Consider the following 25,426-nt stretch of genomic DNA (forward strand, 5'->3'; position numbering starts at 1 on the left):
TGCAAATGCAATAGCATAGAAGGAGTGAAGAATGTACCCTCCCAGATCACAGCGAAATGAAGGTCGCAAGAAAGCAAGAAAACCAAAAATAGGCAAGGCTTGGATCTTTACGAATCTGGTCCTACTGCTTATGATCGTAGGTCTTTTCGGTTATTATTACATATTTGAACACGACAACAGTGGCTCTCTTGGGGAAAATGCCGAGTATTCGCAAACGGAGAAGAAAATCCAAACGGGATCTGCTAGTGAAGAGAGGTCTACTCCCTCGGTCAGTGAAAATGATACAGCCTTGTCAAATAAACAGCTGGACGAAGGCCCCCATGCAGATAAGCAATTTGCTGACGATGAAACGAAGCAATCTGCTGCTTCAGACACAAGCCATCGTCCCGCGACAATGTCTGACACAAATGCTCCCGAAGGCAGCTCTTCAGGAGCAAAATTATCCTCGGGGAAAGACGGGCAGGCAGGGAACGATATGTCCAGGGATGTATACGACGGTAATAATCCATCCGCCGATAAGGGAGGAACGGAGGATGTAAAAAAATCAAAAACAGACGATGCAGATTCTCCGACAGTCACGCTTCACTTTGTAGGGGATGTGCAATTTTTCGGTAAAGTTGAGCAGCGATTGGAGCAGAATGGGTTTGATTTTCCATATCAATATCTCGGAAACTTGTTTCATAAAGACGATCTGACGATGGCCAATCTGGAAACGCCCGTGACAACGAATGGTGTGGGTGCGTTAAATAAAACGTATGTGTATAAATCTTCGCCCAAGGCGTTAACTGCGTTGGCTGAGGCAGGGATAGACGCTGTCAATTTGGCCAACAATCACATTTTGGATCAGGGCACAGGCGGATTACTGGATACACTGAAATATCTGGATGAAAAAGGTATTGCCCATGCTGGAGCCGGACGTAATGCCAAAGAAGCGTATGCGCCGCATTATTTTGAACGTAAAGGGATCAAAATTGCGTTGTTGGGGACTACACGTGTCATGCCTGAAGCCAACTGGAATGCGGGCGCCAAACTGCCCGGTGTAGCAGGAGCCTATGATTCGACCGCTATCGTAAAGTCCATCCGTGAGGCACGAATGCAGGCGGATCTGGTGATTGTCATTGCCCATTGGGGGAAGGAGCGCGCTATTGCACTTGAGCCCCATCAAACCGAGTTATCGCACGCTTTTATTGATGCTGGGGCTGATCTTGTCATTGGCGGTCATCCACATGTGCTTCAAGGGATGGAGCAATATAAAGGTAAATGGATCGCATACAGCACAGGCAATTTTATTTTTTCTAAATCAACGGTGCCGGCCACTTGGGATACAGCGATATTTCAGGCAACCTGTACCCGAAAAGGTGCTTGCGAAATGAAGCTGACCCCTTACCGGGCGGAGCTAGGTCAACCAATCCCATTGAAGGATACGGAGGCCAGCAAAATTTTGCAAAGAGTGGCGGCACTGTCACCGGGAAATGTCTCGATAGGGACGGATGGTACAGTAAGCGCTCAATAGAAATTCGAAAAGAAATTTTTTATATGGGAATTGACGGAACGATCGTATGAGGGACTCCTTTGTGGATGGAGGTCATAACAAGATGAATCATTTGTGCGTGGCTCACCGCGGTTTTTCGGGGATTGCTCCCGAGAACACGATGGCAGCCTTTCGGCTTGCGTTGGAGCAACCATTTGTACACTGGATTGAGCTGGATGTACAGCTGTCAAAGGACGGTGTTCCGGTGGTAATTCATGATTTTACGCTGGAGCGAACGACGAATGGTACAGGGCGAGTAAAGGATTCGGACTGGAAAGCATTGCAACAACTTGATGCTGGTAGCTGGAAAAGTGCAGAATACCGTGGAGAAAAGATCCCCTCCCTCGCACAGGTACTGGATTTATGTCGTGGCCGCGTATCGCTCAATATTGAGCTTAAAACCGCTGGTGACATGTATCCAGGATTGGAGAAAGCCGTACTCCGTGAAATTGTGATGAGAGGGATGGAGGGAGAGGTGGTATTAACCTCTTTTGAGCGTGCCGCATTACGCCGGGCTAAGGAGCTGTCTCCTGAAATCCGTACCGGATTGATTATCGACGCGCGTCCAGATGACTTGGCAAAGCAACTGGAGCAGCTACAATGCACTTTTTTATCCATGGGCTATCCGCGTTTGGATCGAAACCTGATGAAAGATCTCACCGGACGCGGTATTACTGTTATGGCGTGGACGGTGGATGACCGCCGTATAATGCGGAGATTGTCCTCATTGCATCCTGAATTGATGATTTGCACCAATTGGCCGGATCGCTGGGAGCAGGTTTTTTTGCTTTCCAAGCACCGGATGTGGCACTATATACGTAAACTTATTCGTTAATCAATTGAACTACATACTCGGGAAGGGTGACGGATCGTGATGAACGTGGATATTCGTAATGTTTACTGTGTCGGACGCAATTATAAGCTGCATGCGGAGGAGCTGGGTAATGAGGTTCCCGCAGAACCGATGATTTTTTTGAAGCCGTCTCATGCAGTCCTGCCGCTGGATGGCGCCACGCTGGAGCTTCCTCAGGGGCAAGGAGATATTCATTTTGAGACTGAGCTGGTTGTGGCTGTAGGACGTAAATACGAACCAGGCATGTCGGCAGATACATGTCTGAACGCATTTGCATTTGGGATTGATTTTACCCTGCGTGATGTACAAAGTGTTCTCAAGAAAAAAGGCCACCCATGGACCGCCGCCAAAGGCTTTAAATCGTCTGCACCCGTGACACCATTCCTGCCTTTAGAAAAATTGGACATGCTGGAGCAGCAGGACTTTTCCTTGCTCAAAAATGGACAGGAAGTGCAGCGTGGACATGTTAAGGATATGATTTTTTCTATCCAGCATATCGTTGAATATATAGCGACTCATTATGGACTGGGCGAGGGAGATATTATTTTCACAGGTACTCCAGCAGGAGTAGGGCCTACAGCAAGTGGGGACCGCTTTGAGCTTTTCTGGGGAAGTGATCGTCAGGGAAGCTTCACCATCGCATAAATTTGTGAATGGCATCCATGAAGAGGATTAAAAAAGGGAAGTTCTTGGTGGTTGGGGAGTAAAGAGAGATTCCCGTAGATAAGCATTGTGAAGGCCGTGTCCTGTGCCAAAGCATGGGACACGGCTTTTATATAAGCGTAGAGCGTTGTACAATAGTATACAGAACGAAAAAAGAAAAACGGAGATTCATTTCAAAAGCGGGGGTATATCATGGACTGGATCATCGGATTGCTTTGTGCTGCTGTGGTGGCCGGAGCTGCATTTTATAAAAAATCCTTAACCTTATCTGGCTTTGCCGCGGCTGTACTGATGGGAACTGTATATTATGGGGCGGGTAACCTGTTCTGGTTCGGCACATTGCTCTTGTTCTTTATCACGTCGACCCTTCTGTCGAGGTTCAAAAAGGAGCGCAAGGCTGAACTGGAAAAATCGTATGCCAAAACCGGAAACCGGGATGCAGGCCAAGTATGGGCCAATGGTGGATTAGGTATGCTGTTATGCCTGGGTTATGCGATATGGCCCCATGTTACGTGGCAGCTGGCTTTTGTCGGTGTCATGGCTACGGTCACATCCGATACGTGGGCAACGGAATTTGGCAGCCTGAGTCGTAGGCCACCTCGTTCGGTGCTTAACGGGAAGGTGCTGGCACCCGGAACCTCAGGTGGAGTCTCTGTATTGGGAACGGCTGCGGCCTTGGCTGGGGGTGTACTGATCGGCATAGGTGCATGGGGCTTTGGACACGTCATAGGAACCCCGAGCTTGCCGTTATGGCTGTGGGCACTGGTTGGAGGTATATCCGGTAGCGCGGGGGCCTTTGCTGATTCCTATCTAGGTGCTACAGTGCAAATGATGCATTCCTGCACGGTTTGCGGACGAGAAGTAGAAGTAGACTCACATTGTGGACAAACGACGGTCTATGTACGAGGCTGGCGTTGGATGAGTAATGATCGAGTGAATAGCATTAGTTCTATTTTCGGAGGATTGGTCGCTCTTGCAGGTATTTTTTTAATACTCTGAACACAGGGCTGGAGATCGTTACAAGGAATTAACTGTTATAAGAATTGACCATGTTTCAATCCTTGTATAAGGAGGTGCTAAGATGGGCGATATCCACGGAGATAAATATGAAGCTATTTTGGACGCAGCTTACACCGTCTTTGGCACCAAAGGCTTTTATGAAAGCAAAATTTCCGAGATTGCAGAACAAGCGGGAGTCGCCAAAGGCACAGTATACTTGTACTTTAAAAGCAAAGAGCAGCTATTTACAGCAGTCACACGTAGAGATTGCGAGCAATACCTAGCCGAAATGCAAGGTGCATTAATTAATCGTACTTTGGGAGAAGGACTGCTGCGGATGGCGAATTTGCATCTGCACTACTATTTCAAGCGCAAGCAGCATACTAAATTATTTTTTATGACCCCCAACAGTGACCCCGATCTAATGGAGTTTATGCGGGGATTTATTCAGGACTATACTGATTTGGTCAACAATAAACTGTCGTCAGAGGGTGTACAGCAGTCCGAGTTTCATGCGAAGGCATTCATTGGTATATTGGAACGCCTAAAAATGGATATTTTATTGAATCAAGATTTCCGCGAATGTGACGTGGATCAGACGGCTGAATTAGTGGCGAACTTATTTATGCATGGCTGTAAAGCCGGAATACAAAAATCCTGACACATCTTGTTGCTAAAAAACCGTACTGACTTCGTTCAGGTAACGGTTTTTTTTAATCATTGGCTGTGTCTGTGTTAAAATAAACAGGATGCATCACAAAATTGGGGAAGAGTAGGGAATCCGTATGAATATTATGACCGTTGAACATATAACGAAAAGCTATGGCGAGAAAATGTTGTTTGAGGATGCTTCCTTTGGTATGGATGAACGTGACAAAATAGGAGTTGTCGGTGTAAATGGCACCGGTAAATCAACGTTTTTACGGGTAATTTCCGGATTAGAGCCGCCAGATGATGGCAATATTGCAGTGAACAACGATGTGCGAATTCAGTATCTGGCACAAAATCCGGAGTTTGATCCCGAAATGAAGGTACTCCAGCATATTTTTCATGGCAACCAGCCTGAGATGAAAGCGGTCCGTGAATACACGGAAACCATGGAGTTGTTGGAGTTAAACCCGGGTAGCGAGGAGCTTCAAAACCGTCTATTGCGAGCAAGTCAGCAAATGGATACGTTCCAGGCATGGCAGCTAGAGAGTGAGGCCAAAAATATACTTACCCGACTGGGGATCACCCAGTTTGAGTCTCGTATGGGCGTTCTATCCGGCGGGCAGCGTAAGCGGGTGGCTTTGGCAGCGGCTTTGATCCAACCCTGCGAGCTGCTCATTCTGGACGAGCCTACAAACCATATTGATAATGAGTCTGTTGAATGGTTGGAGCAGTATTTGCAAAAAAGACGTGGTGCGTTGTTAATGATCACGCATGATCGCTATTTTCTGGATAGAGTTGCAAATGTCATGTTGGAGCTGGATCATGGTCGCCTTTTCCGTTATGAGGCTAACTATACCCGTTTTCTGGAGCTGAAGGCAGAACGCGAGGAGCGGGAAGCGTCTACGGAACAAAAAAGGAAGAACTTGTTGCGTAATGAGCTGGCATGGATTCGCCGTGGAGCAAAGGCTCGTTCCACCAAGCAGAAAGCGCGTATTGACCGATATGAGCAGCTTAGGGATCAGCAACCGGAAGCTCGTTCTGGATCTGTAGATATGTCCGTCGCCTCCACACGTCTGGGTAAAAAGATCTTGGAGATCGAGCATCTGTCCAAATCGGTAGATTCTCGTAAGCTGATACAGGATTTGAGCTACATTGCGGTTCCTGGTGATCGTGTTGGTATCCTAGGTCCTAACGGTAGTGGGAAATCCACTCTGCTCCAAATGATTGCGCAGCATATAGAACCGGATTCCGGCAACGTTGTGCTGGGACCGACGGTGAAGCTTGGCTATTTTACTCAGGAACATCAGGAAATGAACGAATCATTACGTGTCATTGAATATATTAAGGAAGAAGCCGAAGTGATTCGTACAGCAGACGGTTCGACGATTACAGCTGCACAAATGCTGGAACGTTTCCTGTTCGCACCAAGCGCGCAATGGACGGTTATTTCCAGGCTGTCTGGAGGCGAAAAACGGCGCTTGTATCTGCTTCGTGTTCTGATGTCGGCACCGAATGTGTTGTTGCTGGATGAACCAACAAATGATCTGGATATTCAGACCCTTTCCGTTTTGGAAGATTATCTGGATGAATTCCCAGGTGTGGTTTTTATTGTTTCTCATGATCGCTATTTCCTGGATCGGACAGTGGACAAAATACTGGCGTTTGAAGGGGATGGACAGGTACGAGTACATGTAGGGGACTATAGCGAGTATGCAGAATGGATCAGTAAAAATGCTCAATCTTCTGTGAATACGTCTGTCTCTACGAGTACGGCTTCCTCGAATCGCTCTTCCGTGCCTAAGTCTGCGGGTCCTTCTGATTCAGTCAAGGAGACAAGTAAAACCAAGCTTAAATTCACCTTTAAGGAACAGCGGGAATATGAGCAAATTGATGAGCTGATTGAACAAGCCGAACAGAAGTTGGCCGACATTCAGCGACAGATGGAAGAGTCTTTCAGTGATTCAGCACGACTACAGGAGCTCATGGCTGAGCAAGTGAAGGCCGAACAGCATCTGGAGCATCAAATGGAACGCTGGACCTACCTGAATGAGCTGGCCGAGCAGATTGAACAAAGTAAATCTTAATAATACAGAAGCAAGTCACCATTCAGAGTGGAGGCTTGCTTTTTTTATCGAATTATTAATATGTTTTTCATATTAAAAGTGCGTGAATTATATATTTTTAATATTAAATTACGGTGGGTATAATGGATTGCATATGGGAGGGAGGAATTGAAAATGGAATATCGTAAACTTGGAAAAAGTGGATTAATGGTAAGTGAGATCGCATTGGGAAACTGGATCACCCACGGTGCTCAAGTGGATGATACTATAGCGCAAGCCTGTGTAAACGCTGCACTAGACTCAGGGATTACCACGTTTGATACTGCTGATGTGTATTCGGATACCATGGCGGAAACGGTTTTAGGTCATTCTTTAAAGGGAATACGCCGTGAAAGTATTGAATTATGTACTAAGGTTTTTCATCCCACAGGTACCGGTCAGAATGATAAAGGGCTGTCTCGCAAACATATCATGGAGGCCTGTCATGCTTCTCTTCGACGCCTGCAAACGGATTATATTGATGTATATTATGCACACCGTTTTGATCCAACCGTATCGCTTGAAGAAACTTTTTTGGCCTTATCCGACTTGGTGCGGCAAGGGAAGGTTTTGTATGTAGGAGTAAGCGAGTGGACAGCAGAGCAGATAAAGCAAGGAGCTGCTCTGGCTAAGGAATTAAAGGTCCCTTTCGTGGCAAGTCAGCCCCAATATTCCATGCTGTGGCGTGTCATTGAAGCTGAAGTGATTCCCGCTTGTGAGTTGGAAGGGATTGGGCAGGTGGTTTGGTCACCTCTGGCACAAGGTATTCTTTCTGGTAAATATGCAGCAGACAAGCCGTTACCCGAGGGATCAAGAGCTTCTACGACAGCAGGGTCACCATTTTTCGAACGTTTGGCTGGACAATGGTTACGTAAAGAAGTCCTTTTGGCAGTAAAGAAAATTCAGCCGATTGCAGAAGAATGCGGACTGACGCTACCCCAGCTTGCAGTCGCATGGGTTTTACAAAACCCGCAAGTGTCCTCAGCTATTATCGGTGCTTCCAAGCCCGAGCAGGTTAAAGAGAACGTAAAAGCGGCGGGTGTCCGTTTAGATGAGCAGGTCATGAGACAATTGGATAGCATTTTAAATGGTATTGTTGAACGTGATCCGAGAAAAACAGGTTAAGATATACGATCAAGGAGATTTACATGTCTAACTCTTCGTTACAAGCTGTTTCTTCAACCACTTCCAGAAAATGAGTCAGAACAGTTTCGTGTGTACCTGTTTTCCATGCAGCATAAAGTGGGATGGACGGAGACTCTTCTTGAAAGGAACGAAATACGACATCACTGCGTTGAAAGACAGAAACGGAAGAGGGGACAATGGAGATACCTATACCTGCCGCTACCAAGTTAACGATCGTATACATTTGAACGGCTTCCTGTACGATTTGAGGCTGAAATCCGTGTTGTCCGCAAAAGTCCAGTATGAGGTTATGAAAAGAAGCTCCCATATGAGGCGGGGACAGGATAAAAAATTCGTCCGCTAAAGAACGTAAAGACAAGGTTGAATGGTGGGCTAACGGATGTGTTTGAGGAAGAACGGCCATGAGTGATTCATTGGTGTAAAGACGAGAATTGATATGTATAGATGGATCTGCACAGCGCAGGAAGCCTACATGAACTTTGCCATCGTGTATAGCTTTCAGTTGTTGGACAGATGTCATTTCAAATAACGTAAGCTTCACATCTGGAAAACGCTCTCGGAATTTCTTCAAGGCATTAACCATCAGACTACCAGAGGCTGAATCTACAAAAGCGATGGATAATTGTCCGAATTTCCCCTGACTTGCAAGCTGTGTGATCTTGATGGATCTTTCCAATTGTGCAACCACGTTTCTGGATTCTTCTAAAAATATCGCTCCTGCTGACGTAAGTCGAACTTGCCTCTTGGTTCGTTCCAAAAGCTTCACGCCAAGTTCTTCTTCAAGGCTTTGAATTTGTTGGCTCAAGGGAGGTTGGGTAATATTCAGTTTTTTCGCAGCACGGTTAAAATGCAGTTCTTCCGCTACTGCGATAAAGTAACGTAGTTTTTTCAGATCCATAGCTGTGATTTCCTTTCGCTAAGCCTTCACCGACCTATTCTCCAAGGGAACAGGTCGGTTTTTATCGTTCGAATTAAACGGTCACGTAAGCTGCAAGCAGACGTGCAGTGTTCACCACGGCCTGCTTGTGCGTGCGCTCCATGGCATGGGAGGCGTGTACGCCAGGGCCGATCAACGCAGCACGGATGTTATTACCGGCTCTAAGTGCAGCTGAAGCGTCTGAACCGTAGTGCGGATAAATATCTACCGCATACGGAATATTCAGCTCTTTGGCCAGCTCAATCAGACGGGTCGTCATAGTATAGTCATAAGGTCCGGAGGAATCCTTGGCACAGATAGAAACATCCGTTTCCTTGCAGCTCAGATCTTCACCCATACAGCCCATGTCGACAGCTATCATCTCACTGATTCCTTCGGGTATGTAAGCCGCTCCGTGCCCCACTTCCTCATAGTTAGAAATGAGCAATTTAACGGTATGTCGAGGCTTCCAGTTTCCATGTACAGCAGATTCCAGTAAACCAAACAGTGCAGCTACACTAGCTTTATCATCCAGATGGCGTGACTTGATAAATCCACTGGGTGTTACGACTGGACGCGCATCGAACGAAATAAAATCGCCCACCGTAATACCGAGCTGAAGTACGTCTTCTTTTGACCCGACTAGCTCGTCAATCCGTACCTCCATATGGCTCTCTTTGCGCTCAAAGCTCCGTGCATCATCATAGACGTGCACGGATGGATGGCTGGACAGAATAGTGCCTGTATACGTTTGTCCGCTTCGGGTATGAATAAGGCAGTATTCGTTCTCAATGCTGTTCATCATGAAGCCGCCGACGGATGTCAGACGTAGGGTGCCTTGTGCTGTAATGGAACGCACCATTGCGCCCAATGTATCCACATGTGCGCTCAGCGCCACCGTATGGTCCGTTTCCTGACCTTTCAGAGTCAAGATGGCACCGCCTTTTGCATTCCATTCGATTTGCACCCCGAGGCTTTCCGCTTCTTTACGAATAAGCTCCATCACATGGTGTGTATACCCACTGGGACTGGGTGTGTTCAGTAGCTGATTTAAAAAGTTCATCATATAATCTTCATTTAATTGAATCGTCATTTGTTGCTCCTCCTCATTTGGACAACCGATCAGGGTTAGAGGACGGTTGCTCTATATCTTGGTCGAATGTAGACCCTGTGCTGGAAGAACCAGTCGTGTCATAGGTCACATCCGCGTTTGCTTTCACCGTGGATGTGTGCTCTTCTTGTAGTGTATGAAGCTGAGTAGTCAGACGTTTAATCTCTCTCTGAAGCCTATATTGGCGGAAAATACCGAAAGAACCGACAATAAGTCCACCTAGAAGAGTGCAACCAAGAATAAGCAAAATCAAAGGAATGCTAACCATACTGAATAGAAGGTTCACTTGAACCGAATTCACATTAATAACAGCAAATACAGCTGTTAACAAAGCAATAACAAGAGCTGCGATCAAAGACCATTGTGTTTTCAAAATGCCACCTCCTCCCGTTACATTATAAAATCCCTTGCCCGCCATGGACAAGGGATTTATCCGTGCATCATTTCAATGCTGGATTTTAAGTGCGCACGGTTTACTTTCCTTCAGTTAGCTTTTCCATTTCTGTAATGACTTCTTCGAATACGCTCATCGCTTCCCGGATCGGCTGCGGAGAGGACATGTCAACGCCAGCTTTTTTCAAAATATTGATTGAATAATCACTGCCACCGCTCTTCAAGAAGCCTAAGTAACGGTCAACGGCTGGCTGGCCTTCTTCCAGAATCTGTTTCGAGAAACTGGTTGCTGCCGAGAAGCCAGTAGCATACTTGTAGACGTAAAAACTGTTATAAAAATGAGGGATCCGTGCCCATTCCATTTCAATGTCTTTGTCTACCTTCATACCAGGCCCGTGATATTTCACATTCAGATCATAGTAAATCTCTGATAAAAGCTGCGGTGTAAGCGATTCTCCCTGTTCAGCGCGTTCATGTACAATTTTCTCAAATTCCGCAAACATGGTTTGACGGAATACCGTTGTGCGGAATTGATCTGCATAGTAGGTGAGAAGGTACATTTTCTCTTTCGGATCGGTTGATTTGTTCAGCAGGTAGTCCATTAGCAACGCTTCATTGGTTGTGGATGCCACTTCAGCGAGGAAAATTGTGTACTGTGCATCTCTATACTTCAATGCGTTGTCTGAATAGTACGAATGCAATGCATGCCCCATTTCATGAGCAAGTGTGAACATGCTGTTCAGGTTATCTTTATGGTTCAGCAGCACATATGGGTGAGTACCATAAGCTCCCCAACTGTATGCACCAGTACGTTTGTTTTCGTTTTCGTATACATCAATCCAGCGCTCATCATAGCCTTTTTGCAACGAAGCCAGATAGTCCGCGCCCAGTGGCTTAAGACCTTCCTTTGTTTGCTTTTTGGCGTCTTCATACGTAATGTCCATCTTGTATTCGTCCACAAGTGGAGCGAACAAATCATACATATGGAGCTCATCCACACCTAACAACTTTTTACGCAGCTTGATGTAGCGATGGAGCAGGGGCAAGCTTTCATGAATGGTATCAATGAGATTCGTATACACTTCCTTCGGAATATTGTCACCGTACAGTGACATTTCCAGTACAGAAGGGTATTTGCGAACACGAGAATAAAAAATATTTTTGTTTACATTGGCACTTAGTGTAGAAGCAATTGTATTTTTATTTTTGGCATATGTGTCATATACCGCTTTAAAAGCACGTTCGCGAACTTCGCGGTGCGGACTTTCGAGGAATTGAATATAGCTGCCATGAGTCAGCTCAACCTCTTTGCCGTTTTCATCCTTAATTTTTGGAAACTTCAGATCGGCATTGTTGAGCATGCCAAAAATCGTTTGCGGGGCTTGAGCCAGATTGCCAACCTGAGCGAGCAACGCTTCTTCTGTCTTGCCCAGAATATGTGCCTTTTCCCGCTTCATTTCTTGAAGTGTAAACCGATAATCTGCAAGCTTTGGATCTTCAATGAAGGCATCGAGCTGATGATCCGGCAATGCCAAAATTTCAGGCGTCACGAAAGAAAGAGACTCGCTAACCTCAACGCCTAATTTTTTGGCTTTTTGCGAAAGACCCTGGTATGTAGGTTCAGCTGTATCCTCATCATGATGCAGATGTGCGTACACATATACACGCTCGGTTTTAAGCGACAATTCATCTTCCAATTTAAAGCAGCTGCCAATCGACTCTGCTGAATTGAGCTTGCCTTGGAATTGTTCAGCCTTTTTGGCTAGTTGTTTGACTTCTTCGTATTCTTGATCCCATGCTTTGCGGTTGGGAAACAAATCTTCCAGTTTCCATGTATTTTCCACTGGCGCATCAGCGCGTTTTACAATTTCACTCATGGAGAGCCTCCTCTGATCGAACGTAATGTGGGGTAGAGCTGCGGCAGTAAGGGACGGATGCCAAAACGAAGAAACCGCCACGCTTACCGTAAGCAGCAGGGCAAGAGGTTTTACAGGATGCATGTAACGGCAGATCCTCCTTATACCATGGCTTGTTATGCCATAGTATGACCTCTTACGCCCGAAAGTATAATTTTCCTTACTGTGGGTTGGAACCTATATTTAATGAGCTGTATACAATGAGATAAAAGGCAAGGCAAACCATGATTACAGCAGTGAGGGCCATCCACTTTTTGAGAGGAGTCGGTATCGTATCACGCTTCATGATCAGCACTCCGCCCAGCGTGAAGGCCAGAATAATGAAGATGAGATAGCTGTTGGACACCATGAATAGGCTAGACCTGTTTGAAAGCGTTCATGATCCGCTGCCACTCTTCCTCATTATCTTGAAAGGACTGCTTGGGAAACCGATTTTGAGCCCAATGCATTAGTGCCGGACGGCTTAAAAACGTGTGGGCTTCCTCGCCCCAATCATCGGATATTTCCCGTAGAACGATGTAACGGCCCTGCACCTCGACTGTCATCATGTTCCAATTGTCTTTTTTGTATATTTCGTGTTTTTTCATCATATGCATGTCTCCGATTTTATAGATGTTTTGGTTCATGATACCGCAGTTTCCGCCGCAAAAGCAAATCATTCCAGCCCGAAAAACCCGGAAAAACATCAATTGCATTGTGAAAAAGCATGAAGTATAATATGGATATTCGCCATAGATGGCGGTATTTTTAGGAGGTTGTTCACTTGAAAGGTACAGTTAAATGGTTTAACGCAGAAAAAGGTTATGGCTTCATTCAAATGGATGGTGGCGAGGACGTATTCGTACATTTCTCCGCAATCCAAGGCGACGGCTTTAAAACTTTGGAAGAAGGTCAAGCGGTTGAATTCGAAATTACTGAAGGTAACCGTGGACCCCAAGCAGCTAACGTAATCAAACTGTAAGTGTAACTGAATTGTAAGAATGGTTCCGTTTCTACGGATGTCTTATATATTACGGTTAAACTATGAATTGAGAGCGCAGTTCCTTTAATTTAAGGGACTGCGCTTTTTTGCGTAAATACGTTTATGATACGAGAAGATTGAGCAGGAATAGGGTATTATACGTAATAAAACTAGGCAGAATACATTTCAAATTGAAGGAGTTGAGAAAATGAGTGCAGCAGAGGCTAGTCGTAAGCCTTCCCTGATTGAAGGTCCTATTGCCAAAACGCTGTTTATGTTCTCTTTGCCGATGCTGTTCGGAAACATTCTGCAATCCCTGAATGGAACGATCAATTCGATCTGGGTGGGGAAGTTTCTGGGAGAAGCCGCATTGACTGCCGCTTCCAACGGAAATATTATAAACGGCTACGGGACAGTGGCAGCAGCAGCTTATACAGCAGCCAATAATTTGTCGAGCTATGTGCAGATGCCAGCAATGGCGTTAGGTGCAGCAGTATCTTCCTTTGCCGCTCAAAATATCGGAGCCGGACGTTGGGATCGAGTGCGCATGACAACCTGGATTGGGATTGTGTATAATTTTGTGTTGACAGGTGGAGCTGTGGTATTAATTTACGTGTTTAACCGTCAGGCCTTGCTCATGTTCCTTCCATCTACGGGGGGTGCATTGGAATTGGGTATGCGGATTAATATGATCACCTTGTGGTCTTTTGTTATATTCGGTATTACCAATGTCATTACAGGTGTTGTTCGATCAACGGGTTCCGTCATGATACCGCTTTTAATTACCATTATTTCATTATGGGGCATTCGTATACCTTTGGCCTATGTATTTGTCGATGAGTATGGTCTAGATGCTGTATGGTGGAGCTTTCCTGTTGGTTTTGCTATCTCTGCCGTAGCAGTCATTTACTATTATGCTTTCGGGAAATGGAAGCAGGCAAGCATGGGAGAGGGAATCCAAGCCATGAAGCCCGCAGAGGACAAGGGATAGGTAGGCCATTTATACTATTTTTGACTAATAAAATATTACAGGTATAAAATTCTTTTTGTAAGAATAGCTCATTTCCTTGAATTTTAAAGAAAAAAGTGAGGTTGTTCATTTGTGCTAAAAGGACGATCATATTATAATGGATATGGTTTGGATAGGTATAATTACGTAGACAACAATGTGGAGGCACCGTCATTTGAGTTATGTTGAGCAAGGACGTTATCAAGTACCGAGAGGCCCCATAGGTCTAATGAGCCGAATGTACAAGCACATTCTCCCTGAAACGAAACTAGAATTGAGTAACTGGAAGAGCAAGGCCGAACAAATTCCGGACCCTGAGCTGCGAAGCCAGGCGCTTGCGAGCATAGCGGATAAGACATTTCACTGCGTGGGTGGAGCGGTTTATGCCGCTGCCAATATGTCTGCCCGGCAGACGCTAATTCCGCTGATCGTAGCGTATCAGACCATTAGTGATTATCTGGACAACCTGTGTGATCGCAGTACGTCCATGGACCCGGATGATTTCAGGCTACTGCATCAGGCTATGCTGGATGCAGTTAATCCGACGGCTAGGCCAGTGAATTATTATGAGTTGCGTCGTGAGCAGGAGGATGGCGGTTATTTGACCAGGCTGGTGACAACCTGTCAGTCTTGTGTAAGCAGGCTTCCGGGCTATGAGGCGGCTATGCCTTACGTTCAGGATTTGGCTCGATTATACACGGATTTGCAAGTATACAAGCATATTAAACCCGAGCTGCGGGAACAAGCGCTTTTGGATTGGTGGTCGCTTCATAAAGACCGTACACCAGAGTTGCGCTGGAATGAGTTTGCTGCGGCTACCGGTTCAACTCTGGGGGTCTTTATGCTGTTTCTTGCTGCCAGCGACCAGCATCTGACAGATGCAGGGGCTGCCTCAATACATGCATCGTATTTTCCACATGTGTGCAGTCTTCATATTTTGCTGGATTATCTAATCGATCAAGACGAAGACCGGAAGGGCGGAGATCTTAACTTTTGCAATTATTATGAAGATACCGACATGATGCTAGACCGGATCGCCTACGTTGTGAATCGGGCGCGGGCTGATATTGCAGATGTCCCTGCCAGCTCCTTTCACCGGATGATTATCGAGGGATTGCTGGCTTTATATTTATCCGACCCTAAAGTTAGCGAGCAGCAGGACGTTCGCGCTGTTTCGAGACGTTTAATGAAAAATAGTCCGCTCATGCGTTTGTTTTTCTTATTAAACAGTCGATGGATAAGAAGGCTTATATGATTATTTTGAGGAGGTCATAAATCATGACAGCAGTTAAGAAAATTGCAGTATTAACAAGTGGTGGAGATTCACAAGGGATGAACGCGGCAGTTCGCGCCGTCGTACGTAGCGGATTGTATTTTGGACTGGAAGTATTCGGGATTCAACGTGGTTATCAAGGCCTTTTGAACGACGATATTTTTCCAATGGATCTGAGAAGCGTCGGAGATATCATCCAACGTGGGGGAACTGTACTTCAATCTGCAAGATGCCTGGAATTTACGACTGAAGAAGGGCAGAAAAAAGGCGCTCAAATTTTGCGTAACCGTGGAATTGACGGCGTAGTCGTGATTGGTGGCGATGGTTCCTACCAAGGAGCTAACAAACTGACCAAGCAAGGCATTAAAACGATGTGTCTTCCGGGTACGATTGACAACGACATTTCCTTCACGGACTATACTATTGGTTTTGATACGGCGGTTAGTATCGTAGTGGACGCAATCAACAAGCTGCGTGATACGATGTCATCCCATGAACGTTCTTCTATCGTGGAAGTTATGGGACGTCATTGTGGTGATATTGCTCTGCATGCGGGTCTGGCTTCTGGCGCAGAAACGATTTTGGTGCCTGAGGTAGAATTTGACCTGAACGAAGTATCCGACCGGATGAAACAAAACTTTAAGCATGGTAAACGCCACAGTATCATTATCGTTGCTGAGGGTGTAGGCAAAGGCGAAACAGTAGCACAAGTTATCCAAGAAAACTGTCCGGATTATGAGCCTCGTGTTACAGTGCTTGGACACATCCAACGTGGAGGCACACCAACAGCGTTTGACCGCAACCTGGCGAGCCGTTTGGGTGACTTTGCTGTTCGCCAATTGATTGAGGGCATATCTGACAAGGCTTGCGGAATGATCGACGGTAAGTTGGTAGCTACAGATATTGACAAGGTTGTAAATACCAAAAAAGATTTCAATATGGAGCTTTATGAGCTGGCCTTGCGTTTGTCCCAATAATAAGAGCATTATGTAAAATAGATCGGCTCTGATATTGGAAATGATCAAAATTAATTATGCGGATGACCCGAGTCATCCGCTATTTTTTTAGCTTTGAGTCCTATCAGGAGGTAGTCATATATGTACCTATTCAAAATCGAAGTGGACAGTTCGGAAGGAGCGCTGACCGTCATTCTCGCTGCTGAAAATGAAGAACAGGCATTTGAAGAGATTGAACAACATGTGGAGAGACACTTTCTATATCCTCCCAAGCTGAATGAAGTGGCTATTGTGGAGAAAAAACGAATAACTTTAGGCGCAGCATATGTAATCGAGACACGCAAAGGCTAAATAGCCTCTGCGTGTTGTTTTTTTTCGGCGAAACGACGTTGTACTCTCACCAGACGCCAGAGAAGTAAAATAGCGCCTACTGCCAACCCTGTTATCAAACCGATCCAGTAGCCGTAGGGCCCCAATGAAGTCCAGCGTGCCAGTATATATCCTACAGGAAGCCCAATGACCCAATAGGAGAGGAATGTGAGCAAAAAGGCTGGATTGACGTCTTTATACCCGCGTAGCGCTCCTTGTGTAGGTGTAGCGACAGCATCAGATATCTGAAAGAAAATCGCATAGATTAGAAAATGCTGTGCCAATTGAATGACCTGCGGATCGGTGGAGTAAAGTCGAGCGACCTGTTCACCCCAGATAAGCAGTACAATAGCTGTAATCAGTGATAGACCTACTGCGCTGCTAATCCCCATTACACTATAAGCTTTGGCATCCCGCCGACGAGCAGCCCCTGTTTCATAGCCAACTAGAATCGTAAGTGCCATGCAAATGCTGAGTGGAATCATATACAGCGTAGATGCAAAGTTCATGGCGGCCTGATGTGCGGCTATGGTAGCTGTATTATAGCTACTCATGAAGAGAGTGACGGCTGAAAAGACGGCAGTCTCAAAAAATATAGCAAATCCAATCGGTACGCCAATCTTGATGAGCTCTTTCAAAGCACCAGCGGCAATCCCGTATATTTTGCTGAAGATTCGGTATTCGGCAAATATTCTTCCACGATGCGTAGTGATACCGGCGACCAGCATGATGATCCAGTAGGTGGTTGCCGTTGCCACCCCGGAGCCTACACCCCCCAGACGCGGAAAACCCCAGTTTCCATAAATAAGGAGATAGTTCAACAATACATTGATGGGTAACGACATGAGCGTGATGAACATCGTAAAGCGGGTTTGTCCCAATGCATCCATGAAGCTTCGGAGCACAGTGTAGGCAAATAGAGGAACAATCCCGAAAGCCATCGCACAAAGATAGTACAGGGACACATTATGAACTCTCAATTCCAAATTCATACCGTTCAAAATAGGCTTGACCAAAATGATGCCAGCAATCAATACGACCATAGACAGGGCAAGAGAGAGCCAAAGTGCTTGAATGACATAGTAGGAGACTTTATCTTTGCGCTGTGCTCCTACCAATTGAGATACAATGGGCGTGATAGCCATAAGTATTCCGTTAAGGCCTGTTTGTACAGGAACCCATAGACTTACTCCAATGGCTACTCCAGCCAGATCGGCAGGGGAAAAGTGTCCCGACATATTCGTATCAAAAAAAGTCATGGCAGATAGTGCAAGCTGGGTAATCAGGATTGGGAGTAAAATGTAGAAAAGCTGCTTCCATTTCTGTCCCGTTGTTAGAGTCAATTGCATTTTTGTTTTCCTCATTTACTAGGGATTGATTATTCGTATGTATCATAACATGTAAGTATTTATTGTAAGGGATACCGATACATTTGAACAGTAATAAAAAAGACTGCTCCCGTTCGCCAAACAACGGGACAGCCTTCGAAATGATTATATAATTTCTAGATTTTATATAAAATAATAAAAAGTCCCGAGAGATAAATTATTTGTATGTTACTCCGCTAGTATAGCGGTTTGTGGCATTCCAAAGTAGATATTCATCCACTTTCATATCCTTAAGCGCTCGAATTTGGTCCTCTACTTGAGTTTTTCCATACTTAGCATAATGTCCGCTCCCCAACCAACTTGCGGTAAAATCCTGGATCCAAGGACGAATAATTGGCTTTAGCTTGCCCGTCGGATCGAGCTTTTTGTGTGTATCGGCCATGGAGCCTTTAATCGTCTGGTATGGATTCTTATCGGGGTCTTTTACACCGAACCAGCCTGTGGTGTAGTGACTTGGATAAACCATGGGCGAAATGACATCCACATTTTCGGAGATTTTAGTGAAATCCTGTCCGATCCCCTCCGCAGCAGGAACGGATGCGGCATATCCGAAAATATCTACCGATACTCGTACACCTAATGGAGCAAGCTCTTTACGGGCATATTGTACGAATTCAGCGACTGCATCCGAGCGGGATTGATCTGATTTGGTATATTTCAGCTTGTCTGCTCTTTTCTCAAAGCCTTCGGGGAAACGTACATAGTCAAATTGAATTTCCTTAAAACCAAGTTTGGCTGCTTCCTTAGCGATGGCGATATTATAATCCCATACTTCTTTATTATAGGGATTGACGAACCCGTCTCCTTTGCCGTTTTTCCAGACAGAGCCGTCAGGGTTACGGAAAGACATCTCGGGATTTTTGTTAGCTAGTACCGTATCTTTAAATACGACAATACGAGCAATCGGGTAAACATTATGCTTTTTCAATCGGTCCATCAAACCGGAAATATCCCGAATGAATTTTTGCGGCTTGCCCAATTTGAGCAGCTCGGGATTGGTCGTTGGATAAGTGATGTAACCTGCATCGTCTTTTATATCAATAACCATGGAATTGAGCTCTGTCTTGTCAAGCAGTTCAAGCAGCTGAGTCATACGCGAACCGCCTGCGCTATAAGCCGTGACATAGATGCCCTTGATAGCAGGAGTCGTCGGTTGTGGGTCAATTTTAACTGGGGGATTGGAGGCATCCACCTTCATATTATTGTGCTGAGCCTGGATCATGGCGCTACTAATTGTTGTTGCCACCGTATCTTTTACATTTGGAGCGTTGGCTGACTGATCGCCGTTTCCGCCTATCCCCATCGCCAATAGCATAATTGCCCAAATCATATTCATTTCCTAACTCTCTCCCTTATGTATGTCGCTTACCTGATTATACGTAAAGTTATGTATCGAAAAACAACACGCTTGTAACCAATACTGGAATCATCAGGCACAGTCTTACATGATTAACCCAACCTGTGTTCATTGAATCCATAAAAATGCATAAATAATGCCGCTCTCTTCGCGGTTGTAGATGTAACCGGAAGAAGCGGCACTTGGTAAAGAAATTTATTGAAGATAATTATTGTCTTGATGCTCGCAAATACTGTACTGAATAATTTCTAGCGCATCCGTTGGCTTGAGTATGGCCATCCCGTCCCGAAGCACAATCATCGAGTTCAGCTCATCCTTTTTGAGAGAAGGGAGCATTTCCGGGTACCATCTTAAGACAATGTCGGACAGTTTTACCGTTTCCATTTCCACAAAAATCACCCTTTCCTGCTCGGAATCATTCCAAAAGAATCATTCAATACGATTCGGAAAAGCAAAGTGCCTGTGAAATAGCAGGTAAAGCTGGTCTTTATATACTATGGGAACAGCGCACATATAGTGTACCACAGAAACTGTATTTTGACACTTGGGTTTGTGCTTATCTTCGGCGAAATGAACCCATCACCCCAACCGTTTCCACAATATTGACAAAAGCTGAAGGGTCCACTTCTTTAATGATCCGTTTTAATTCAACTAGCTCGTAGCGTGTCGTGACAGTCATCAGCATGTCCTTTTCGGTATGTGAAAATGCGCCTTCAATTTTTATTTTGCTAACACCGCGTGGTGTGGTCAACATCCGCTCCAGTAGCTTGTCGGTGTGTTCTGTAATAATGTAGACGGTAATCTTCGTGTGACTGACATAGATTTGATCCAATACCTTGCCAGTCACAAAAATAGATAGCATGGACGCAAGTGCAATATTCCAATCATCGTTCAAATATCCTGCTGCAAGAATAACCAGTCCATTCATGCCAACAAGTACAGTTCCTACGGGGAAGTCACGATAACGAGTGACGATGGAACCGATAATGTCAAAACCGCCCGTAGAACCCCCTACCCGAAAGGAAATTCCTGCTCCAACGCCGATCATCACCCCACCAAAAACGGAGGCTAGCAGGGGGTCCGATACGACAGATTGCACCGGCACCCAGGCCAAAATCCACGTTGTAACGACAACGGATAAAATGCTCAGGCTAATAAAACGCTTGCCTAAAATAAACCAGCCTGCAATAAGCATCGGAATATTGATAATAAAATACATCGCGCTGATATCAAATTTTGTGAAGTAGCCAATTAACATGGAAAGACCGGCTACTCCCCCGCTCAGCAAGTGGTGTGGCACGAGAAACAGATTAAAACCGCATGCAATGGCAGCGGCTCCAAGAATGACAGTTAAGCAGTTTAACACTATTTTTAACAACTTATTTTCACCTCATTTAAATTATACGGGAAGCAACTTGCTGGTATTCATGAATTGTTCTGTGCTATAATGCGATGTGGATATTCTTGAGTAGGGACCTATGTCCAGAGAAACACTTAAAATTTAAACTGTTTTAAAAAGGATAAATTCGTTTAAGATGTATCGGATAGGTTCCCCAAATTCATTACAGAAAGATACAGTTATAGGTCTAAATAAACTGTCACTGTATTGGGGAAAACTTATACAATAATATCGCTACTTAAGAATACAGACAACATTGTGGATTGTCCACCACATCCACCATTATGAAGGAGTTTGAATAAATTTGACGACATTTGCAGAATTTGATCTTGAACCGAAAGTAATTCAGGCGATTACAGAACTGGGCTTTGAAGAAGCAACACCAATTCAATCCCAATCCATCCCGATTGCACTGCAAGGCAGAGACATGATTGGCCAAGCCCAAACAGGTACTGGTAAAACCGCTGCGTTTGGTATTCCGCTGATTAACAAAATTTCTAGAAGCGACGAAAAAATCAGAGCCCTGATCATGGCACCAACACGTGAGCTTGCTATCCAGGTAGCTGAAGAAATCGAAAAACTTTCCCGTTTCAAAGGTCTTCGTACTTTGCCAATCTATGGTGGACAAGATATCGTACGCCAGATTCGTGCTTTGAAAAAGAAACCTCAAATTATTATTGGTACGCCAGGACGCTTGCTTGACCATATTAATCGCAAAACCATCAAGCTGGAAGATGTAAACACAGTGGTTTTGGATGAAGCAGATGAAATGTTGGATATGGGCTTCATGGAAGATATTCAATCCATTCTGAAGCAAGTTCCAGACGAGCGTCAAACGATGCTTTTCTCGGCTACAATGCCTCCTAATATTAAAAGATTGGCTGAGCAATTCCTCAAAAATCCTGAGCATGTTTCAGTTATTCCTAAACAAGTTAGTGCTCCACTGATTGATCAGGCCTATATCGAAGTTCCTGAGCGTCAAAAATTCGAAGCATTGAGCCGTTTGATCGACATGGAATCCCCAGAACTTGCTATCGTATTTGGTCGTACCAAGCGTCGGGTAGACGAGCTGGCTGAAGCTCTGCAAAAACGCGGATATTCTGCAGACGGTTTACACGGTGACTTGTCTCAAAACCAACGTGATGCTGTAATGCGTAAATTCCGTGACGGAAGCATCGACGTGCTCGTAGCGACTGACGTAGCTGCCCGTGGTTTGGACGTTTCCGGCGTAACTCACGTTGTTAACTTTGACCTTCCGCAAGATCCAGAAAGCTATGTTCACCGTATTGGACGTACTGGACGTGCAGGTAAAGAAGGGGAAGCTTGGTCTTTCGTAACGCCTCGTGAAATTGACCATTTGCACTTTATCGAACGTGTAACTCGTCACCGCATTCCACGCAAGCCGCTTCCAACGTTGGCTGAAGCTCTGGAAGGTAAACAACGTATCATTGCTGAACGTCTCCTAGAGGCTGTAGAAAGCGGTGAGCTGAACGAGTATAAAGGTTTGGCTATTCAAATGCTGGAGCAATATGATTCTGTACAACTTCTCTCTGCAGCTCTGAAGCTGATGACTGGTGAGAAGAGAGAAGCATCGATTGAACTGACTCCAGAAGATCCAATCCGTGCAAAACGTCGTAAACCAGACGTGCGTTCTGGCGGTCGCAAGCCTTCTAACTATAGCGGTCGCAGCAACGGTGGTTACAATTCCAACCGTTCTGGTGGTAGCGGCGGTAGTGGAAGCAAAGGTGGATATGGCGGTTACAACCGTGGCAAAGAAGGCGGTGGCTACAACCGTGATTCCGGAAGCCGCTATAGTGGAGATCGCAAACCACGCCCGAGTAGCAATGGAGAAACTCGTCGTCCTGCAAGACGTGAAGATTCCTCTTCCGAATAAGAAATGAAATAATGAAAAGTCGAAGCAGATGAAGCTTCGGCTTTTTTGTTATGATTAATCAGTAGGTATGAACCTTTTAGAGATCTGCTTTAATGGATCACGTATTGATTTCACTGGCGTATTAGGGCTGAAATACGGTATGATATAGTCAAGAGCCGGAATTTATAGGCATAGCAACATGAGTCTTGGAACTGCCAAGGCTTGCGGAGGGAGAGACTGACATTGGAGTTTAAAGGAGCTATGGGTGGTATTTACCGCCTGACCGAGTGGATTACCCGACTGGCGGCTACAAATTTGTTATGGGTGTTATGTTCGTCGCCTTTTGTGTTCTGCCTCATACTGAAACTACTTGTAATGAATCAGAATTTGGCTAATGAGTCTTTACAAATGAATTGGGCGATGGCTATTTTGGCACCGCTTACTTTATTTCCAGCCACATCGGCTATGTTCACAGTGGTTCGCAAATGGGTAATGGGAGATACCGATACAGGCGTGTTTCGTACCTTTTTTAAAGGGTATAAAGAGAATTATAAGCAAAGTTTGATCGGGGGTATCTTTTACACGTTGCTATTTGTTATCATGTATGTGGATTATACCGTATATATGACACAACTCAGCAACTTGCAAATCGTCGGCGTAATTATGCTTATTCTTATCATTATTTTGCTTGTGTCTATGTTTAACTTCTTTTCGATGGTGGCTCATTATCATATGTCTACCGGACAAATTATTAAAAATGCGGTGTTACTGACGCTGATTCGACCATTTCGTGTATTTTCTACCCTGCTCGGCAGCGCTGTTGTTATATTTATCGGAGTCAAATATCCTGTGCTTTTCCTATTCTTCATTGGCAGCCTGGTTGCCTGGTTCGCTTTCTTTAATTTTTACGGAACGTTCCTCAAAATGCAGGATCAAATGGAAAAGATGAAGCAGAAAGATGAAGATACGGCAAGCATTGAAGACAAAAAAAGTGATAACCCCTAAAAATAAAACATATTTCTCCTAGCATTTACTTTCTGAGTGAGAAGCGCTATAATAAGGTCACATCCTGCGATGCACGTTACGATCATTTGTTGTTTTGAACCAATGACAATGTCTAGGGAGATCTATACGGATGAATAGCTGAAAAGCCCTGTCAATTCCTGACAAGGGGACTTCAAAAGTTTATTCTGCGGTCACCCACCTGCTAAAGCAGGTTCAGAAGACGCTATGGTCGGACGGCATCGGCGGGTACTCCAAAGATAATGAATACACTCTGTTCATGCTTCGTGCAGAAACAGGGTGTTTTTTGTATGCAACAATGTTAAACTAAGACATGAGGTACTAAGGTCGCATACCACAGGTATGGTCGGTTAACTTTTTGTTGTTTAACGTTTTTATAAAGCGCTTGCAGCAAAAAAACCGATGTGCTGCATTTCGGCAACGATTATCGTGAAGGAGGAAATGTCTTGTCGTTGAAGAGGACTCTGGTAGGGATTGTGCGCAGCCAAGAAGGTACAAGCGACCGGGTCAAGGACCCCCAAATGAAGACACGCTATTATAACTTATCGAGAGACAAGGCTTGGGAAGAAGTATCATCTATTTTGAAAAAAATTCCTGGCTACAAGGTACTCCATGAGGTAGCATCCGTAGGTGAGATTACGTTAGAGAAGCGAACGGCGTTCGGTAGAACTGTCGACATTACCGTTTCCATATTGTCCGTCTCGCCAGTTCGGAGTGCGGTGGATATTTATTCTGCTTCACGCGGATCGCTAGGGGACTTGGGCGCGAATTACCGCATCATTTTGCAACTGTTCGCTGTGATTGACAAGAAGCTGTCCGCTCATAAGGTCGTGCAGTAATTGTAGATGTGTGAGCAGTGATATGGCAGACAAACGTCAAAAAAAGCGAGGAAGGCAACCCTTCACTCGCTTTTTTAATATTCAGTCTGATTTAGACGAGTTTTTTCACTGCTGCAATCGCTTGGTCATAGTCAGGATGTTCGGACATTTCGCTCAAGTATTCTACGTAAGCGATTTTGTCATTTTGATCAATTACAAAAATAGCTCTATGATCCAAATGGAATTCCTTGATGAACACACCATAAGCTTCGCCGAAGGAATGATCCTTATAGTCGGACAGTGTCAATACGCGGTCGATACCGGCAGCACCGCACCAACGAGCTTGAGCGAAAGGCAGATCGACGCTGACAGTTAGCACCACGACTTGATCCCCAAGGGAATCAGCTTCTTGGTTAAAACGTCGAGTCTGTGCGTCACACACGCCTGTATCCAAAGAAGGAACAACACTGATCAATTTGACTTTGCCTGCAAAGTCTTGGAGCGTAGCTGCTTCTAGCAGGTTTTTCTGTAATTTGAAATCAGGTGCCTGATCTCCAACCTTCAGTTCAGGACCTAAGAGTGTCAAAGGATTGCCTTTAAAAGTAGCAGCTCCTGTACGTTCTTGTGCCATATGTAATAGCCTCCTTGGTTTTTAGCATTGGTTATCGTTGCCGAAATCTATTATAATCTTTTATAAAAGACATTGTCCAATTTGAATA

At 45.1% G+C, this 25,426-nt stretch carries 26 protein-coding genes and 1 other RNA gene; 16 read left to right on the forward strand and 11 right to left on the reverse strand.

Annotation, left to right across the window (positions count from 1 at the left end):
* Positions 1-31: 31 nt before the first annotated feature.
* From NLX74_RS02275 to NLX74_RS02305, 7 genes are all read left to right on the forward strand, one after another.
* On the forward strand, positions 32-1,513 hold the full coding sequence (locus tag NLX74_RS02275; protein ID WP_254327834.1) for a CapA family protein: 1,482 nt from the start codon (positions 32-34) through the stop codon (positions 1,511-1,513).
* 82 nt (positions 1,514-1,595) lie between these two features.
* Positions 1,596-2,366, forward strand: a complete 771-nt coding sequence (locus NLX74_RS02280) for a glycerophosphodiester phosphodiesterase (RefSeq protein ID WP_254327835.1) — start codon at positions 1,596-1,598, stop codon at positions 2,364-2,366.
* A 39-nt stretch (positions 2,367-2,405) separates the two neighbouring features.
* The gene (locus NLX74_RS02285; RefSeq protein ID WP_254327989.1) at positions 2,406-3,029 is read left to right on the forward strand and encodes a fumarylacetoacetate hydrolase family protein; all 624 of its coding nucleotides are present in this window, start codon (positions 2,406-2,408) and stop codon (positions 3,027-3,029) included.
* A 210-nt stretch (positions 3,030-3,239) separates the two neighbouring features.
* Positions 3,240-4,046, forward strand: coding sequence for a DUF92 domain-containing protein (locus NLX74_RS02290; protein WP_254327836.1), 807 nt, complete (start codon positions 3,240-3,242; stop codon positions 4,044-4,046).
* A gap of 82 nt (positions 4,047-4,128) precedes the next feature.
* Positions 4,129-4,707, forward strand: coding sequence for a TetR/AcrR family transcriptional regulator (locus tag NLX74_RS02295; protein ID WP_254327837.1), 579 nt, complete (start codon positions 4,129-4,131; stop codon positions 4,705-4,707).
* A gap of 124 nt (positions 4,708-4,831) precedes the next feature.
* Entirely contained in the window at positions 4,832-6,781 is a 1,950-nt protein-coding gene (locus NLX74_RS02300) for an ABC-F family ATP-binding cassette domain-containing protein (protein WP_254327838.1), read from the forward strand.
* A 153-nt stretch (positions 6,782-6,934) separates the two neighbouring features.
* Positions 6,935-7,924: an aldo/keto reductase family protein gene (locus NLX74_RS02305; RefSeq protein WP_254327839.1), complete on the forward strand. Its 990-nt coding sequence runs from the start codon at positions 6,935-6,937 to the stop codon at positions 7,922-7,924.
* Positions 7,925-7,943: 19 nt separating this feature from the next.
* Here the strand turns inward: NLX74_RS02305 and NLX74_RS02310 are convergent, their stop codons facing one another.
* The 6 genes from NLX74_RS02310 to NLX74_RS02335 form a co-directional block, all read right to left on the reverse strand.
* Positions 7,944-8,843, reverse strand: a complete 900-nt coding sequence (locus NLX74_RS02310) for a LysR substrate-binding domain-containing protein (RefSeq protein ID WP_235308025.1) — start codon at positions 8,841-8,843, stop codon at positions 7,944-7,946.
* 73 nt (positions 8,844-8,916) lie between these two features.
* Positions 8,917-9,954, reverse strand: coding sequence for a M42 family metallopeptidase (locus NLX74_RS02315; RefSeq protein ID WP_254327840.1), 1,038 nt, complete (start codon positions 9,952-9,954; stop codon positions 8,917-8,919).
* A 13-nt stretch (positions 9,955-9,967) separates the two neighbouring features.
* Positions 9,968-10,390, reverse strand: coding sequence for a LapA family protein (locus NLX74_RS02320; RefSeq protein WP_061828606.1), 423 nt, complete (start codon positions 10,388-10,390; stop codon positions 9,968-9,970).
* 55 nt (positions 10,391-10,445) lie between these two features.
* The gene (gene pepF, locus NLX74_RS02325; protein WP_068940260.1) at positions 10,446-12,242 is read right to left on the reverse strand and encodes an oligoendopeptidase F; all 1,797 of its coding nucleotides are present in this window, start codon (positions 12,240-12,242) and stop codon (positions 10,446-10,448) included.
* Positions 12,243-12,441: 199 nt separating this feature from the next.
* Positions 12,442-12,630: a hypothetical protein gene (locus NLX74_RS02330; RefSeq protein WP_254327841.1), complete on the reverse strand. Its 189-nt coding sequence runs from the start codon at positions 12,628-12,630 to the stop codon at positions 12,442-12,444.
* 7 nt (positions 12,631-12,637) lie between these two features.
* Complete coding sequence (locus NLX74_RS02335) at positions 12,638-12,871, reverse strand: hypothetical protein (protein WP_013309704.1); 234 nt, start codon at positions 12,869-12,871, stop codon at positions 12,638-12,640.
* A 173-nt stretch (positions 12,872-13,044) separates the two neighbouring features.
* On the opposite strand from NLX74_RS02335, the gene NLX74_RS02340 reads away from it, so the two are divergent.
* The 5 genes from NLX74_RS02340 to NLX74_RS02360 all read left to right on the forward strand — a co-directional run bounded on the left by NLX74_RS02340 (position 13,045) and on the right by NLX74_RS02360 (position 16,831).
* A complete protein-coding gene (locus NLX74_RS02340) occupies positions 13,045-13,242 on the forward strand; it encodes a cold shock domain-containing protein (protein ID WP_013309706.1) in 198 nt (65 codons plus the stop codon).
* Between the two features lie 208 nt (positions 13,243-13,450).
* A complete protein-coding gene (locus NLX74_RS02345; RefSeq protein WP_254327842.1) occupies positions 13,451-14,233 on the forward strand; it encodes an MATE family efflux transporter in 783 nt (260 codons plus the stop codon).
* A gap of 193 nt (positions 14,234-14,426) precedes the next feature.
* Positions 14,427-15,506: a tetraprenyl-beta-curcumene synthase family protein gene (locus NLX74_RS02350; protein WP_069291633.1), complete on the forward strand. Its 1,080-nt coding sequence runs from the start codon at positions 14,427-14,429 to the stop codon at positions 15,504-15,506.
* 23 nt (positions 15,507-15,529) lie between these two features.
* The gene (gene pfkA / locus NLX74_RS02355; protein WP_061828603.1) at positions 15,530-16,501 is read left to right on the forward strand and encodes a 6-phosphofructokinase; all 972 of its coding nucleotides are present in this window, start codon (positions 15,530-15,532) and stop codon (positions 16,499-16,501) included.
* 120 nt (positions 16,502-16,621) lie between these two features.
* Complete coding sequence (locus NLX74_RS02360; protein WP_013309710.1) at positions 16,622-16,831, forward strand: DUF3906 family protein; 210 nt, start codon at positions 16,622-16,624, stop codon at positions 16,829-16,831.
* Here the strand turns inward: NLX74_RS02360 and NLX74_RS02365 are convergent.
* From NLX74_RS02365 to NLX74_RS02380, 4 genes are all read right to left on the reverse strand, one after another.
* On the reverse strand, positions 16,828-18,198 hold the full coding sequence (locus tag NLX74_RS02365; protein ID WP_254327843.1) for an MATE family efflux transporter: 1,371 nt from the start codon (positions 18,196-18,198) through the stop codon (positions 16,828-16,830). The two genes, NLX74_RS02360 and NLX74_RS02365, sit on opposite strands and share 4 nt — an antisense overlap.
* Positions 18,199-18,394: 196 nt before the next feature.
* Positions 18,395-19,573 (reverse strand): putative glycoside hydrolase, encoded by a 1,179-nt coding sequence (locus NLX74_RS02370; protein WP_061828601.1) that lies wholly within the window; start codon positions 19,571-19,573, stop codon positions 18,395-18,397.
* Between the two features lie 216 nt (positions 19,574-19,789).
* Entirely contained in the window at positions 19,790-19,978 is a 189-nt protein-coding gene (locus NLX74_RS02375) for a hypothetical protein (protein WP_080683009.1), read from the reverse strand.
* Positions 19,979-20,150: 172 nt separating this feature from the next.
* Entirely contained in the window at positions 20,151-20,972 is an 822-nt protein-coding gene (locus NLX74_RS02380; protein WP_025722295.1) for a YitT family protein, read from the reverse strand.
* A gap of 325 nt (positions 20,973-21,297) precedes the next feature.
* On the opposite strand from NLX74_RS02380, the gene cshA reads away from it, so the two are divergent.
* The 4 genes from cshA (at position 21,298) to NLX74_RS02400 (ending at position 24,728) form a co-directional block, all read left to right on the forward strand.
* Positions 21,298-22,887 (forward strand): degradosome RNA helicase CshA, encoded by a 1,590-nt coding sequence (cshA, locus tag NLX74_RS02385; RefSeq protein ID WP_029516709.1) that lies wholly within the window; start codon positions 21,298-21,300, stop codon positions 22,885-22,887.
* A 222-nt stretch (positions 22,888-23,109) separates the two neighbouring features.
* The gene (locus NLX74_RS02390; RefSeq protein WP_254327844.1) at positions 23,110-23,871 is read left to right on the forward strand and encodes a YesL family protein; all 762 of its coding nucleotides are present in this window, start codon (positions 23,110-23,112) and stop codon (positions 23,869-23,871) included.
* Between the two features lie 58 nt (positions 23,872-23,929).
* Positions 23,930-24,124, forward strand: a non-coding RNA gene (gene ssrS / locus NLX74_RS02395) — 6S RNA.
* Positions 24,125-24,335: 211 nt separating this feature from the next.
* Entirely contained in the window at positions 24,336-24,728 is a 393-nt protein-coding gene (locus tag NLX74_RS02400; protein ID WP_013309718.1) for a DUF1499 domain-containing protein, read from the forward strand.
* 91 nt (positions 24,729-24,819) lie between these two features.
* Here the strand turns inward: NLX74_RS02400 and tpx are convergent, their stop codons facing one another.
* Positions 24,820-25,338, reverse strand: a complete 519-nt coding sequence (gene tpx, locus NLX74_RS02405) for a thiol peroxidase (RefSeq protein ID WP_023988020.1) — start codon at positions 25,336-25,338, stop codon at positions 24,820-24,822.
* Between the last annotated feature and the right edge of the window lie 88 nt (positions 25,339-25,426).

Origin of the sequence: Paenibacillus sp. MZ03-122A (assembly GCF_024213325.1) — a bacterium.
GTDB lineage: Bacteria > Bacillota > Bacilli > Paenibacillales > Paenibacillaceae > Paenibacillus > Paenibacillus polymyxa_B.